The sequence below is a fragment of the Streptomyces californicus genome (assembly GCF_000717645.1).
Lineage (GTDB): Bacteria > Actinomycetota > Actinomycetes > Streptomycetales > Streptomycetaceae > Streptomyces > Streptomyces californicus.
The window spans coordinates 33,170-47,109 of sequence record NZ_JNZZ01000023.1; the positions used below are offsets into that span (position 1 = coordinate 33,170).

At 72.1% G+C, this 13,940-nt stretch carries 11 protein-coding genes; 4 read left to right on the forward strand and 7 right to left on the reverse strand.

Annotated features, from left to right (window positions below):
• Positions 1-42: 42 nt before the first annotated feature.
• Genes IF19_RS0127240 through IF19_RS0127270 form a run of 7 tightly spaced genes read right to left on the reverse strand, consistent with a single transcriptional unit; the run spans position 43 to position 7,977 of the window.
• Positions 43-1,020 (reverse strand): hypothetical protein, encoded by a 978-nt coding sequence (locus tag IF19_RS0127240; RefSeq protein WP_136975150.1) that lies wholly within the window; start codon positions 1,018-1,020, stop codon positions 43-45.
• The gene (locus IF19_RS0127245; RefSeq protein WP_030112631.1) at positions 998-2,110 is read right to left on the reverse strand and encodes an AAA family ATPase; all 1,113 of its coding nucleotides are present in this window, start codon (positions 2,108-2,110) and stop codon (positions 998-1,000) included. The genes IF19_RS0127240 and IF19_RS0127245 overlap by 23 nt, the downstream gene beginning before the upstream one ends.
• A complete protein-coding gene (locus IF19_RS0127250) occupies positions 2,107-3,276 on the reverse strand; it encodes a DUF262 domain-containing protein (protein ID WP_030112632.1) in 1,170 nt (389 codons plus the stop codon). The genes IF19_RS0127245 and IF19_RS0127250 overlap by 4 nt, the downstream gene beginning before the upstream one ends.
• 42 nt (positions 3,277-3,318) lie before the next feature.
• Positions 3,319-4,350 carry a hypothetical protein gene (locus IF19_RS0127255; protein ID WP_030112633.1) on the reverse strand — a complete coding sequence of 344 codons (1,032 nt, stop codon included), beginning with the start codon at positions 4,348-4,350 and terminating at the stop codon, positions 3,319-3,321.
• A gap of 10 nt (positions 4,351-4,360) precedes the next feature.
• On the reverse strand, positions 4,361-5,296 hold the full coding sequence (locus tag IF19_RS0127260; protein WP_030112634.1) for an N-acetylneuraminate synthase family protein: 936 nt from the start codon (positions 5,294-5,296) through the stop codon (positions 4,361-4,363).
• A 12-nt stretch (positions 5,297-5,308) separates the two neighbouring features.
• A complete protein-coding gene (locus IF19_RS0127265; protein WP_030112635.1) occupies positions 5,309-6,556 on the reverse strand; it encodes an acylneuraminate cytidylyltransferase in 1,248 nt (415 codons plus the stop codon).
• A 38-nt stretch (positions 6,557-6,594) separates the two neighbouring features.
• On the reverse strand, positions 6,595-7,977 hold the full coding sequence (locus tag IF19_RS0127270) for a DUF6716 putative glycosyltransferase (protein WP_030277347.1): 1,383 nt from the start codon (positions 7,975-7,977) through the stop codon (positions 6,595-6,597).
• A gap of 208 nt (positions 7,978-8,185) precedes the next feature.
• Between IF19_RS0127270 and IF19_RS0127275 the strand changes: the two genes are divergently transcribed.
• The 4 genes from IF19_RS0127275 (at position 8,186) to IF19_RS0127290 (ending at position 13,875) form a co-directional block, all read left to right on the forward strand.
• A complete protein-coding gene (locus IF19_RS0127275) occupies positions 8,186-9,196 on the forward strand; it encodes a glycosyltransferase family 2 protein (RefSeq protein WP_032746169.1) in 1,011 nt (336 codons plus the stop codon).
• Positions 9,196-10,590: a polysialyltransferase family glycosyltransferase gene (locus IF19_RS0127280; RefSeq protein WP_030277348.1), complete on the forward strand. Its 1,395-nt coding sequence runs from the start codon at positions 9,196-9,198 to the stop codon at positions 10,588-10,590. Before IF19_RS0127275 ends, IF19_RS0127280 begins: the two co-directional genes overlap by 1 nt.
• A 54-nt stretch (positions 10,591-10,644) precedes the next feature.
• A complete protein-coding gene (locus IF19_RS0127285) occupies positions 10,645-11,805 on the forward strand; it encodes an acyltransferase family protein (protein ID WP_172674256.1) in 1,161 nt (386 codons plus the stop codon).
• 144 nt (positions 11,806-11,949) lie between these two features.
• Positions 11,950-13,875, forward strand: a complete 1,926-nt coding sequence (locus IF19_RS0127290; RefSeq protein WP_234313180.1) for a sialidase family protein — start codon at positions 11,950-11,952, stop codon at positions 13,873-13,875.
• The last annotated feature ends 65 nt before the right edge of the window (positions 13,876-13,940 follow it).

Sequence of the window (13,940 nt, forward strand, 5' to 3'; positions counted from 1 at the left end):
CCGCCCCCGGGGCCTGGTTGCGCGCCTCCTGCCGGACAGCCCTCAGGTGTCCAGGTGGTCGACGAAGATGCCGATCAGGACCCGGCCGTCCAAACGCTGTTCCGGCAGGCTGAAGTGGACCCGGTTGCGGTGACGGTCCTTCTTGGCGTGCCACTCGCACAGGTACTTCTCGCCGCCGTGCACGACTTCCCGCTGCTTCATGATCTTGGCTTTGGCCCGGGTGTTGGGACTCTCAGGAGACAGGTTGAGACCGTGGTGTCCCAGCTCGGCCTTGACGTCAGCGGGTATGCCCGCGTGCTTGGCCAGCGCGTCGATGAAATGGTCGTGCACCACCGAGAGGACGCGGACCACCCAGTCGCGCATCTCTCCGTACGTACCGTCGAATCGACGAAACGTGAGGGAGTCCGCGAAGACGAGGTCCGGGAACGCTTCTCGGGCCCGCTCGACGAAGCTCTGTTCGGCCACGTTCTCGCGGCTGAAGAGATCCCGCCAGAAGTCCGTGAGAGACGACGCCCCGGTCAGGAAGAACACGTCCTTCCCGATCCCGGGCGACGTGGCTGTTCCCCCCACCACGACCGACTGCCAGCCGACGCGGCCGGCCGTGGGGAAAACGAGACAACCGATGTGATGTCCCCGAGTGGCGTGGAGCCAGGCGAAGCCGACGGAGAGCGCGAGGACCGGCCCCTCCTCCGCAAGCTCCACCTCATCGGGCAGCCCTGCCGTCTCCGTGTCCCACTTCGGGCAGCGGTCCATCGTCCGGACCATCCTCAGCCGCGCGTCACGGCCCGCCCGCGGCGTCCCACCCTCGTACAGGACGTCGTGGAGCTCCGTGCCGGGAGCGCACTCCGCCTCGGACCACCAGGGCGAGACAGTGACCCGGTGGGTCCTGACCAGGTCGGTCAGTTCGTCGGTGAACTCGTCGAGCAGGTCCGTCAGACGTTCTTCGGTGAGGCCCCGGAAGTCGAAGGAGGACTCGTCGACCACGAAGCGACCCGGCTCACTTCCCCCTTCGCCTGGCACGCGCCAGCCTCCCCAGGTCCCGTTCGATCTGGTCGAAGAAGCCCTCGGGCCAGTCGGTGAGCTCGCCCGTTGCGGTGAGTTCCAGAGGGACGGCCCCGGCCTCCCGGGCGCCGAAGTAGTGGATCAGCGTCGCCTCCGGAGCGACCGTCCGGTCCTCGGCAACGGCGAGCCGGATGCCGTTGAGTACATGATCGCTGTGCGTCTCCACGATCACCTGGGCTCCGGCACCCGCGACGCGCGCCAGGAAGCGTCCCAGCTGGGACTGGCCACCGGGGTGCAGATGCGCCTCCGGGTTCTCGACGATGAGCAGATCTCCGGGCCGGGAGAGCAGCCCCGCCACGATGACGGGCAGGGCGTAGGAGAATCCGAACCCCATGTTGGCGGGCCGGATTGCCTCGCTCAGCAGTCCCGGCTCCCGGAAGCGGATCGTGCTCGCCGTGATGCCCGGCGGCCACTGCGCGCTGATCTCGATCGGGCGGATGATGTCGGACGCCCACATCTCGGCCTGCGTACGGACGACGGTGACCCCGTGCGTGGCCGCCGTGTCCGGGTGGCGCAGTTCCTCGCGTACGGACCGGCTCTCGTGCAGGGCCAGAACCTGGGCGGTGTACTCCCCCCGTACGCCGACCCCGAGAAGGTCCGGGTGCTCCGCGGAGACGTCGAGCTGGTCCCGGGGACCGAGCCGCTCGGCGCACAGATAGGTGAACGTGCTGCGGTCTCCGCTGAGCTCGTCCGGCGGAGCGTCCTCGGTACGGGAGGCGTCCAGGTAGAGCGCCTGTTCGTCCGGCACGGTGAAGCGCATGTCGCACACCCGCCGACCGCCGTCGCACTCCACCCGCACGCCGATCACCGAGTCCGGCGCGTCCGGGTGCTGGACCTCGTGGGCCTCGCCGAGAGCCAGCCCGTACGGGCCGTTCAGCTGGACCACCTTGCGAGCGGGAGCGTCGGCGAACTGGCGGGCGAGCAGCAGCGTCTGGACGACCGTGCTCTTCCCGGTGCCGTTGAGACCGGTGAGCACGGTGAGGGGCCGTAGGGCGAAGGATGCCTCGGCGAAGCGTTTGAAGTGGCCGATGGCCAGTGAAGTGATCACCGGCCGGCCTCCGCCGCTTCCGCCGTGGCCTCGAAGCGGTACATGACACGGCGGGTATCGCCGGTGGAGGAGGTGATCGCGTCCAGATAGCGGTAGTCGATCGCCATCAGCGCACGTGCCTTCGCGACGATGGCCGTGGCCCTGCGGGCCAGGTCGCGCGGTTCGAAGTCGCACAACGTGATCGCCCAGGCTTCGAAGAGAGCACGGTTGATCGGATATTTACCCGACTCGACACCTTGCGGCCATTTACGGAACGCCTGATCGCCGAAGACGATCCAGGAATTCTCCATTGCCCGCTGAAACGACTTCTCCAAGCTCCCCACAACGGAATCGTCCACCGCGTTGGGATCGTCCAGCATGGTGGTGGTGCGCTGAAGGAAGGCGTCCATCGAGCCGAATTCGGCATATCCCTCCGCCCCATGGAGCCAGAAGGCCGCGAAGCGCAGGGCCATCTCACGGTCGTTCATGCGGGTGTGGCCACCGAGGCCGTTGGTGGCATCGTTGAACGCACCCGTGGACGTCATCGCCTTGAGGATCGAGCGACTACGGTCCCTGCTCATGCAATGCCGGATCTCCTGCGCGTTCAGCGGCGTGCCACCGGTGTTGATCCGCTTGAAGATGTCGTACATGACATCGGGGGGAGTGGTCGGGTCGATGACGTGGGTCATGATCTGCGCGTTGTTGATACGCCGCTTCCAGGGGGCCGGCAAGTCGTCGAACCGTTTCCCCTCCACGGTCCCCTGGAGGTACTCAAGGCCCTTGAGGGCGAACCCCTTCTCGTCACCTCCCCGGACGAAGTCATGGATAGTGGAAAGTCGCTGGAGCCCGTCGACGACCCGCATGAACCCGTCGGCATCCTCGGCGAAATAGAAAGCCGGCAGCGGGATCTGAAGGAGGACGGATTCGATGAGTCGGGACTTCTGCACATGCTTCCAGACCCTGCCGCGCTGAAAGTCCGGAGCGAGTTCGAGCGAAACGTCGTCGATCATGTCCAGGACGTTGCGCAACGAGAACTGCTTGGTGTTCACCCTGATCTGCTCGGGATTCCACGGCCGCTCGATCTCGGGAATGTCCTCGTCCTCGGTCTCCGCCTCGACGCCGGTGGGGACGTCGAGGAAGTATTCCTCCTTGACCTCAGGCGCTGCCGGATTCTGCGAAGTCGTCATGGCGCCGATCGTATCCGGGCCCCGCGCGGGGCGGCAGGTGTCTCAGGTCGTCACCGACGACAGCCGCTGCACCCCCCGTGCCGTCTCCGTGACGCCGCGCAGGAAGCCCTGGGCGCGCGGGGACGCCGTGGTGCGGAGCCATTCCGGGGCGATGTCGCAGACCGCGACGTTCACGCCCGTGCCGGTCAGGGCCAGCGGGAGGGTGTGGACGACCGTGGACGGGAAGCTGACGACCGTACGGCCGATGGGGCCGCGGCGGGCGATCAGTTCCAGCGGGAGGTCCGGGCGGACGATCTCCAGGCCCGTGGCGGCTTCCAGGGCGCGGAGCTTCTCGGCGGACTCGCGGCGGTGGGCGAAGTAGCGGGTGGCCCCGTGGGCGCGGGCCAGGGCGGCCACCGCCTCCTGGTACGGGACGGGCTCGACGACGCCCGTCTCGACCAGGGAGGTGCCGACCAGGTCGGCGCCCCGGCCCACGCTCGGCGGGCCGAAGCGGGCCCGGGTCCAGGCGAAGGTGTTCGCGGTGACCGCGACGCCGGCCGGAGCCTCGACCGGCATCGCGGTGAACACCTCGACCGTGTGGCGCGCCGTCGGGGTGAAGCGGCGGCGGGCCGTGGCGGTGACCGGGGCCAGGACCAGTTCTCGCGGTCCCGTACGGCCCCGGCGGTGCCAGCGCGTCAGGCGTTCGCCCCGGGCCAGCTGCGCGACGAACTCCATGGTGGCCGTGCCGTCGTCGACCACCGTGAGGCGGTCGGCGCGGACCAGGGTCAGCAGGAGCTGGACGTACCGGGAGAACGGGTCCCCGATCACGATGTGGTCCGCGCGCCGGACCAGGCCGGCCAGGGCGCGCAGGGCCTTCAGGGGCGCGCCGGACTCGCCGCGCGCCTCCTGCCAGCGGACCGTGATGCCCTCGTCGCGGGCCAGCTCCGCCATCCGGCGCAGCTGACCGCGCGACATCGGGTCGACCGGGGGGAGGACGACGACCGTGGTGGCGGCCGGATCGTCTCCCCCCTGCGTGTGAACCCACTCCAGGACGTTCAGGAGCTGGACCGGGCTCTCGACGAAGGCGAGGTTCACCGGTCGGCGCTCAGACCGCGACCGGCTCGGCGGCCGGCGCGTTCTCGGTCTCGGCGACGACGCCCGCGACGCGGCGGAGCTTCTTCATCGGGCCCAGCTCGGACTCGTACACCTTCTTGACGCCGTCGCCGAGCGACTGCTCGATGGTGCGGATGTCGCGGACCAGGCGGGTCAGGCCCTGCGGCTCGACGGAGGCGGCCTGGTCGGAGCCCCACATGGCGCGGTCCAGGGTGATGTGGCGCTCGACGAAGGTGGCGCCGAGCGCGACGGCGGCCAGGGTGGTCTGGAGGCCGGTCTCGTGGCCGGAGTAGCCGATCGGGACGTTCGGGTACTCCTGCTGGAGGGTGTTGATGACCCGCAGGTTCAGCTCCTCGGCCTTCGCCGGGTACGTCGAGGTGGCGTGGCAGAGCAGGATGTTGTCGCTGCCCAGGACCTCGACGGCGTGGCGGATCTGCTTCGGGGTGGACATGCCGGTGGAGAGGATGATCGTGCGGCCGGTGGCGCGCAGGGCGCGCAGCAGCTCGTCGTCGGTGAGGGAGGCGGAGGCCACCTTGTGGGCGGGGACGTCGAACTTCTCCAGGAAGGCGACGGCCTCGGTGTCCCACGGGGAGGCGAACCAGTCGATGCCGCGCTCGGCGCAGTGCTCGGCGATGGCGGTGTACTCGGCCTCGCCGAACTCGACGCGGTGGCGGTAGTCGATGTACGTCATCCGGCCCCACGGGGTGTCGCGCTCGATGTCCCACTGGTCGCGCGGGGTGCAGATCTCCGGGGTGCGCTTCTGGAACTTGACGGCGTCGCAGCCGGCCTCGGCGGCGGCGTCGATCAGCGCGATCGCGTTGTCGAGGTCGCCGTTGTGGTTGATGCCGATCTCGCCCGTGATGTAGACGGGGCGGCCGGGGCCGGCGGTGCGGGTGCCGAAGGTGCGCAGGCGGGAGGTGCTGGTCATGGTGGTGCTTCCTTACGTGGTGGGGACGGTGGGGGTGGTGGAAGGGATGGTCAGGGTGGGGCCCAGCAGCCAGGCCGCGATCTCGCGGATGGCGCCGTAGCCGCCGGGGGTGGTCGTGACGGCGCGCGCGGCGGCGCGGACCGAGTCGTGGGCGCCGGCGACCGCGACGGGCCAGCCGGCGAGGGAGAAGCAGGGGAGGTCGTTGACGTCGTTGCCGACGTAGAGGACCCGCTCGGGGGCGATGGTGTGCTCGTCGCACCACCGCTTCAGCGCCTCGTCCTTGCGGTCGATGCCGTGCAGGACGGGGACCTGGAGCTTGCGGGCGCGGGCCGCGACGACCGGGTTCTGCTCGGTGGAGAGGATCAGGAGGGGGACGCCGGCCTTGCGCAGCGCGGCGATCCCGAGTCCGTCGCCCCGGTGCACGGCGACCGTCTCGCGGCCGTCCGAGTCGATCATGACCCGGTCGTCGGTCTGGGTGCCGTCGAAGTCCAGGACGACCGCGTCCACGTCCGCGAGGGAGGGCAGCGGGGAGGGGTCCAGGAGCGGGGCGAGCGCGCGGGCGCGGGCCAGGTCGTGCGGGTCGTCGATCTCCAGCACCCGCGCCGGGTCGGTGCGGACGAGCGCGGTGTGGCCGAAGAAGCGGTGGCGGTGGGTGCGGAAGCCCGCGGCGTCCATCGCGTAGGCGGCGCCGGTCTCCAGGTGGTCCTGGGGGCGGTCCTGGCGCCGGGGGCGTACGGACTTGTCGTGGTTGACGCCGTACGTGCCCTCCTCGACCGCGTGGCCGTCGCGCCAGACGAAGCCGTGGAACGGGGCGACCGTGACGGCGGTGTCCGCGCCCTCGTGGGCCACCGCCCGGGCCACGCCGTCGATGTCCTCGCGGGAGACGAAGGGGCTGGTGCACTGGACGAGGAGGACCACGTCGACGGTCCTGGCGCGCTCGGCCTCGTAGACATCCAGGGCGTGCAGGACGGCCGCTTCGCTGGTGGCGGTGTCGCCGGCGATGGCGGCGGGGCGCTCCACGCAGTGCAGCCGGTGGCCGGCCCGGAGGTCGGCGGCGGCGGTGCGGGCGGCCTCGGCGATCGCCCCGTCGTCGGTGGTGACGACGACGTCGGTGACCTCGGGGGCGCCGAGCGCGGCGCGGACGGCGCGGGCGACCAGCGGGACGCCGCCGACCTCGGCGAGGTTCTTCGCGGGGACGCCCTTGGATCCGCCGCGGGCGGGGATCACGGCGACGACGGTCGGGGTCGGGGGCGGCTGCATCGCTGCTCCTGGTGTGGTGGCGGTTGCTGAGGGCGTGGTCACAGCTCCCCCATCCGGCGGATCACCGGGGCGACGCGCTGGACGCCGTGGCGGTAGGCGCCGCGGGCCGCGTTGCGGACGGTCTCGCGGACCGCGCCCCGGACCCGGCCGGGCTCCTGCGGTGCGGCGGCCCCGGGCAGCGGTGTGCCGTCGGGGGCCAGGTGGTGGCGGCGCAGAATGCCGGGGAGGTAGCCGGGGGCGGTGGCGGGCGTGTAGTAGGGGGCGAGCGGCGGGAGTTCGCCGGCCGCGAGGAGGGCGGTGACCTTGGCGCGGGCGGTGTCGTAGGCGGTGCCGTACGAGCCGTCGGCGGCGACGCCCTGGCCGGCCACCCACTCCTGGTCGGGGCGGGGCCGGGTTCCGCCGTCGAGCCGGTCCCAGGAGGTGAGGAGCCCGGAGCCGACGAAGTGGTGGTTGCCGAGCGGCTCCCGTACGCCGAGGTCGGTGAGGATCGCGGTCGGGATGCGGCGGTGCAGGGACTCCAGGGCGGCGGTCGAGGAGACGGTGACCAGGAGGTCGGTCCGGTCCAGGACCTCGCCCATGTGCCCGTACACCAGGCGGAAGTTGGGCGGCAGCCCGCCGGGCAGCCGCTGCGCGAGCTTCTGGTAGGGCAGTTCCTCGATGTGCGTGGTGTGCTCGCCCGGCTTGGAGCGCAGCTTGAGCAGCACCTCGCGGCGCGGGTGCAGCCGGGCGTGCTCGACGAGCCGGCGCAGCAGGTAGGTGCGGTCGGCGCGCGTGGCCGGTACGGAGGGCTGGGCGGCGAACACCACGGTGTCGCGTCCCTCTTCGGGCCGGTACGGGGCTCCGCCCAGGAAGGGCAGGGCGGCCTCGGTGACGGCCGAGGCGTCGGCGCCGACGCCCTCGTACACCGCGCGGAAACGCTCCGCGTCGTGCGCCGAGTTGGCGAGGACGACGTCCGCGCCGTGGCGCAGGAGCAGCCCGTCGGCCAGCTTCTCGTAGACGACGCCGACGTATCCGGTGACGACGACGGGGCGGCGCGGGAAATCCAGTGCGGCCAGGCCGTGCAGCATGGCCTGGACGCCGCCGCCGACGAGGGCGAGGACGACGACGTCGTACGCCTCGTCGCGCACGGTGTGCAGGAACTCGACGGCGGTGACCTCGCGGACCCGCCCGGCGTCGATGCCGACCTCGCCGACCTCCGCGAGCTGGCGGGGCGTCGGGGTGGCCCGGCCGCGCAGCAGCAGCCCGCTGACCTCGACGGGGCGCTCGCCCCGCTCACCGGACCCGGCGGTCAGGCGGCGCGCGGTGAGCGCGCCCCATTTCCACCGGGTGTCGGAGTCGGCGAGGACGGCGACCCGGAGCGCCGGTCGGGGCGCGTCGGGGATATCGGCCGGATCGGCCTGATGGCTGGTACGTGAGGGCACATCCCAGAAATTAGGAAGGCATTTCGATGAGCGGCCCAACACGACAGCAACAAATGGTTAACAGGGGGACGACGCTTGGGGAATCCGCAGGCCGGAGCGGTCAACTCCCGCCGCATTCGATCCACTTCACCGTTCGGCCATTCATCGTTCACGCGCGGTACTTTTCCGGGACAAGGAATGTGCCGGGTATCCCACTAGCGTGATGCGGGTGGTTAAGCTCTCCGTCATCGTGCCGTTCTACAACGTGCAGACATACGCGCCCGACACCCTCAGAAGCCTGCGGGCCAACGCCCGGGACGACTTCGAGTTCCTTCTCGTCGACGACCGATCGACCGACGGGACGGCCGAGATCCTCCAGCGTGCCAGGAAGGACATTCCCGGCGCGAAGGTGATCGTCCACGAACGCAACGGCGGTCTGGCCACGGCCAGGAACACCGGCCTCGACGCGGCGGACGGGGAGTATCTGACCTTCCTGGACGGCGACGACTGGCTCGCCCCCGGCTACTTCGCGGATCTGGTCGCCGCCGCCGAGCGGCTGGAGTGCGACTTCGTCCGCACGGACCACGTGCAGGCCACCGGCCGGACGCGGACGGTGCACCGGGTGCCGCACGGGCTGCGGAACGTCGCGCTCAGCCCCCGTTCGGTGATCCTTCCGGTCGACCGCACCACGCCGGTGGACTACCCGTACGCCTGGGCCGGCATCTACCACCGCCGCCTGCTCGACCGGGGGCTGCTGCACTTCACCGACGGGCTGCGCACCGCCGAGGACCGGCCGTGGATCTGGCGGCTGCACCGGGAGGCGGAGAGCTTCGCCGCCGTCGGCCTGCTCGGCCTCTTCTACCGGCGCGGGGTCGCCTCCTCGCTCACCCAGATCGGTGACGTCCGGCAGCTCGACTTCATCCGCGCGTTCGACCAGGTCGTCGAGGAGACCTCGCGGGACGCCGACGCGGACCTCCTGCTGCCGAAGGCCGTACGGACGTACTGCGCGGTCATGGCCCACCACCTCGGGTCCATCGAGCGGTTCGAACCGGCCGTGGCGCGCACGCTGCGCACCATGAGCGCCAACGCCCTGCGCCGCCTCCCCGCCGGTCTGCTCGACGAGACCCTGCACTCCCTGGGCGACCGGCGCGCCGCCCTGCTGCGCCGGGTGCGCCGCCGCGCCGGCGGAGACCCCGCCCCCGCCGTCACCCCCGCCGCCGCCTCCGGAGCCCGCGCCTGATGTCTGCCATCCGTTCCACCCAGCTCTTCTTCGCGGCCTCCCAGTACGCGGCGGCGACGGTGACCGCCGCGATCCGGGCGGGCCAGTTCGGCCCGCGCGCCGAGCACCGCCGGCTGCTGGTCGTCAGCGACACCTCGCCCGCGCCCGAGGTGGGCACCCCGCTCGACCGCATGGCCGGATTCGACTCGCTGCGAACGGAGTTCGACGAGGTCCTCTCGTGGAACGCGTTCATCAGCCCGTTCCACCCGGCCGGCTGGTTCCCGCGCGAGCAGGACACCCTGCTCTGGGAGCGGTATCTGCGCCTGGCCTGGGGGCTCGGCGACGGACCGGTGGAGATCGCCTGCGAGTCCATCCAGGCCAACCCGTCCAGCGCGGTCGCCAAGATCTTCGGCGAGAGCCCGATCCACCTGTACGCGGACGGGCTGATGAGCTACGGCCCCACCCGCAGCAAGATCGATCCGCTGATCGGCACCCGGGTGCGGCGCCTGCTCCACCTGGACCTGGTGCCGGGTCTGCGGCCGCTGCTGATGACCGAGTTCGACGTCGAACCCGAGGTCGTGCCGACCGCCGAGTTCCTCAAGGTGCTCGGCGAACTGGCCGCTTCGGCCGAGGAGTTCGCCGTACCTGCCGACGCGCCCGCGCTGCTGCTCGGGCAGTACCTCTCCGCCATCGACGTCCTCACCGCCGACGAGGAGCAGGAGCTGCACCTGCGGATGCTGCGCGGCACGGTCGCCCTCGGCCACACCCAGGTGGTCTTCAAGCCGCACCCGGCCGCCCCGGTCGGCTGGTCGCGGGCGCTGGAGCAGGAGGCCGCACGGCTCGGCGCCGACCTCACCGTGCTGGACGCGCCGGTGATCGCCGAGGTGGTGTACGAGCGGACGCGTCCGGCGCTCGTCGTGGGCGCGTTCTCCACCGCGCTGCTGACCGCCGCCGCGTTCTACGGGATCCCCGTCGCACGGGTCGGCACACAGGAACTGCTCGCCGCGCTGACCCCGTACCAGAACAGCAACCGCGTCCCGGTCACGATCGCCGACGCCCTGCTGCCCGCCCTGGAGGACCGGGCGGCGGTCACCTCCTGGCGGCTGCCGGACGAGGAACGGGTGCGCGCGGAGCTGTCGGGGCTGGTCACGGCCGTCGGCTTCGCCATGCAGCCGCAGATCTACCCGCGGCTGCGGCCCGCCGCCGAGGCGTACCTCGCCGCGCATCCGGCCGCGGCGTCCTCCCCGTACTTCCGGCGCCGCCGTCTGACCGCGCTCGCGCTGCCGGGGGCCCTTCCGGCGCAGTTCGACTTCATCCCCCGCAACGCGACGGTCCGCCGGATCGCCCGGCAGGCCGCCGCCTGGAAGCGGGGCGCGGAACAGCGGCTCCCCCGCGGGCGCGCCGCGCGCGGCTGAGAGGGCGGGGAGATGAGCGGGGGGACGATGCGCGAGGCTGCCGGGGGAGCGGACATGACGGGCGAACGAACGGGTACGGCGGTCCTTCCGGCACCGGAGGCGCGGCCCGCCGAACCGGTGCGGGCGTCCGCGCCCCGGGGGAAGCGGAACCGGATGGGGGCCCTGGACGGGCTGCGCATCCTCGCCGCGCTGATGGTCTGCCTCTACCACTACGCCGGCAAGGAGGGCACGGTCGCCGACTCCTGGGGCGGGTCGCCGGCCCATGTGTTCCCGACGCTGTCGTCGTTCGCCACGTACGGCAGCCTGGGGGTGCAGCTCTTCTTCATCATCAGCGGCTTCGTCATCTGCATGAGCAGCTGGGGCCGTACGGTCGGCGACTTCTTCCGCTCCCGGGTCGCCCGTCTCTACCCGGCGTACTGGGTCGCGATCGTCGTCGTCACGGCGGCGGCGCTCGTGCTGCCCGTGGTGGTGAAGCCGCTGCGCCCGGACGAGCTGCTGGTCAACCTGACGATGCTCCAGCAGCCGATGGGCGTGGACCGGGTCCTCGGGGTGTGCTGGACGCTCTGGGTGGAGCTGCGCTTCTACGTGCTGTTCGCCGTGTTCGTCGTCTGGCGCGGGGTCACCTACCGCCGGGTCGTCGTCTTCTGCTGCGGCTGGACCCTGGCGGGCGCCTTCGCCCGGATCGCGGACCATCCGCTGACCGACGCCCTGGTGATGCGCGACCACGCCCCGTACTTCATCGCGGGCCTCGCGCTCTACCTGATCCACCGGTACGGGAGCGATCTGCTGCTCTGGGGGATCGTGCTGGTCAGCTGGCTGCTGGGGCAGCGGTACTCCGTGACGGCCCTGTGGCACCCGGGCGCGGGCGGCGAGTTCGGCCGCTCCCCCTACGTGATCCAGCTGATCGTGACACTCTCGTTCGTGGCGGTGGCCGCCGTGGCGCTGGGGTGGCTGCGCTGGGCGGACTGGCGCTGGCTGACGTTCGCCGGGGCGCTGACGTACCCGTTCTACCTGCTCCACGAGCATCTGGGCTGGTTCGTGATCCGCGTCCTGCACCGGGGGCTGCACGTGCCGCCGCGGCTGACGCTGGTCGCCGCGGTGGTCTCGATCCTGGTGCTGGCCCATCTGATGCACCGGTTCGTCGAGAAACCGCTCGGGCCCCGGCTGAAGCGGACGATGACGGAGCAGAGCCGCCGGATACGGTCCCGGGCCTGAACGGAGGCCGGGCGCCGGAGCGAAGGCGGCCCGCCGGCCCCGCGGGTCCCGATGCGGCCTGCGGGGCCTTCGTCAGGCCCTGACGAGACCCTGCGACTCCTTTGCGGGGCGTCGTCGCTCCGCGGAGGCCGAACCGACACGAGGATGGACACCATGCGCCTGCCCGGACGACCCTCGGACCGCCGCCGCCCCGGCCGCCGAAGAACCCGCACGACCACGGCCGCCCTCGCCCTGGCGGTGGCCGCCACGGTCCTCGGCGCGCCGGCTCCCCCGGCGGCGGCCGTGCCGGCGGCGGTCACTACCCCCTTCAAGGCGGGCGACGAGGGCTACCGCTGCTTCCGCATCCCCGCACTCGTCGCCACGCCGTCGGGCGCCCTGCTGGCCTTCGCCGAGGGGCGGGTGGCCACCTGCAGCGACATCGGGCACAACGACATCGTGCTGCGGAGGTCCACGGACGGCGGCCGGAGCTGGGGCCCGCTGAAGGTGGTCGTGGGCGGTGCGGACGAGGACGCGCACGGGAACCCGGCGCCGGTCGTGGACACGGCGACCGGGCGGATCTCGCTGCTGTACGCGACCGGCCCCTGGAGCGGCACTCCGAGCGAGCCGGTCCGCGGGCCCCGGAACCTGCGCGTGGTGCACAGCGCGGACGACGGCGTGGGCTGGACGGAGGGAGCGCCGCTCCCCCATCTCAAGCCCGCGGACCGGGGGTGGATCTCCACCGGGCCCGGCCACGGCATCCAGCTCACCGGCGGCCCGCACCGCGGCAGGCTGGTCGTTCCGGGCGACTTCACGACGACGGACGGCCGGGCGGGCGGCCAGCTGTACGTCAGCGACGACGGCGGACTGACCTGGGCCCTGGGCGCGCAGGCGGCGGTCGACCGGACCGCCTCCGCGTTCCCGGCCGAGCTGTCCGTCGCCGAGACGACCGGCGGAGGTGTGTACGTCAACGCCCGCAGCTCGGCCCGGTGCGGCACCGAGGACCATCGGATGGCCGCCACCAGCGCGGACGGCGGAACCACCTTCGACGCCCCGTTCTCCCCCGTGCCGGGCCTCGACGCCCCGCCCGTCTCCGGCTCGCTGCTGCGCCTGCACGCGAAGGAGTCGGGCGCGGCGCAGGACCGGCTCCTCTTCTCCGCGCCCTCGCGCCTGGGCCCCCACACCCTGGAGGACCGGCGCGAGCTGGCGATCCGCTCCTCGTACGACGAGGGGCGCACATGGCAGACGGCGGGCACGGTGGTGACCCCGGGCCGGTCCGGCTACTCCGACCTCGCCCCGCTCTCCTCGGGCGCGATCGGGGTGCTCTACGAGAGCGCCGGGAACATCCCGCACAGCGACCTCGTGTTCACGTCGTTCACCGAGGCCCAACTGGACGCGGGCCGGCGTGAACTGCGCCTGCCGCGCACCCTGGACACCGGGCCCAACGGGTACGGCAACCACGCCCTGGTCCACGGCGGCGCCCAGCTCGGCAGCCGGGGTTCCGGCAAGGCCATGACCTTCGACGGCCAGGACGACTACCTGCGGGTGGTCTCCTGCTCGGACTCGCTGCGCCTGGGCGCGGACGACTTCACCCTCACGGCCTGGTTCCGCCACACCGCCACGACGGGCGCCCTGCCGATCGTCTGGGGGTACGGGATGGGCTCGGGCGTCCGCCAGTTCTGGCTGCGCGCCGAGCCGGGCCGGGGCGCCGTCCGGGCGGCGATCGACACGGGCACCGCGTACGCGGAGGTGCGAACCACGTCCTCGTACAACGACGGCCAGTGGCACCACGCGGTCCTCAAGCGCCAGGCGGGCCGGCTGACGCTGGCCGTGGACGGCGGCCAGGAGTTCGCCTCGGCGGCCCCGGCGGGGGACATCACCCCGACCGCCGACTTCTCCGTCCACATCGGCGCCCGCCCGGACTTCCCGAACCAGCCGGCCGGGGTGACGGAACTCTTCCGCGGCGGCCTGGACGACCTCCGTGTCTTCGGCCGCGCGCTGACCGCGCAGGAGGCGTCCCGGGTGAAGAGCGGGGCGCTGGACGTGGCCAATGAGGAGGAGCGGATGCGGCTGGGGTTCTCCAGTATGGGGTAGCCGTACCGGCCTCGGGCCTGTCTGACGATTCCCGTCGTCGCCCGTAGGGCGGCCGCGCGGCGTCA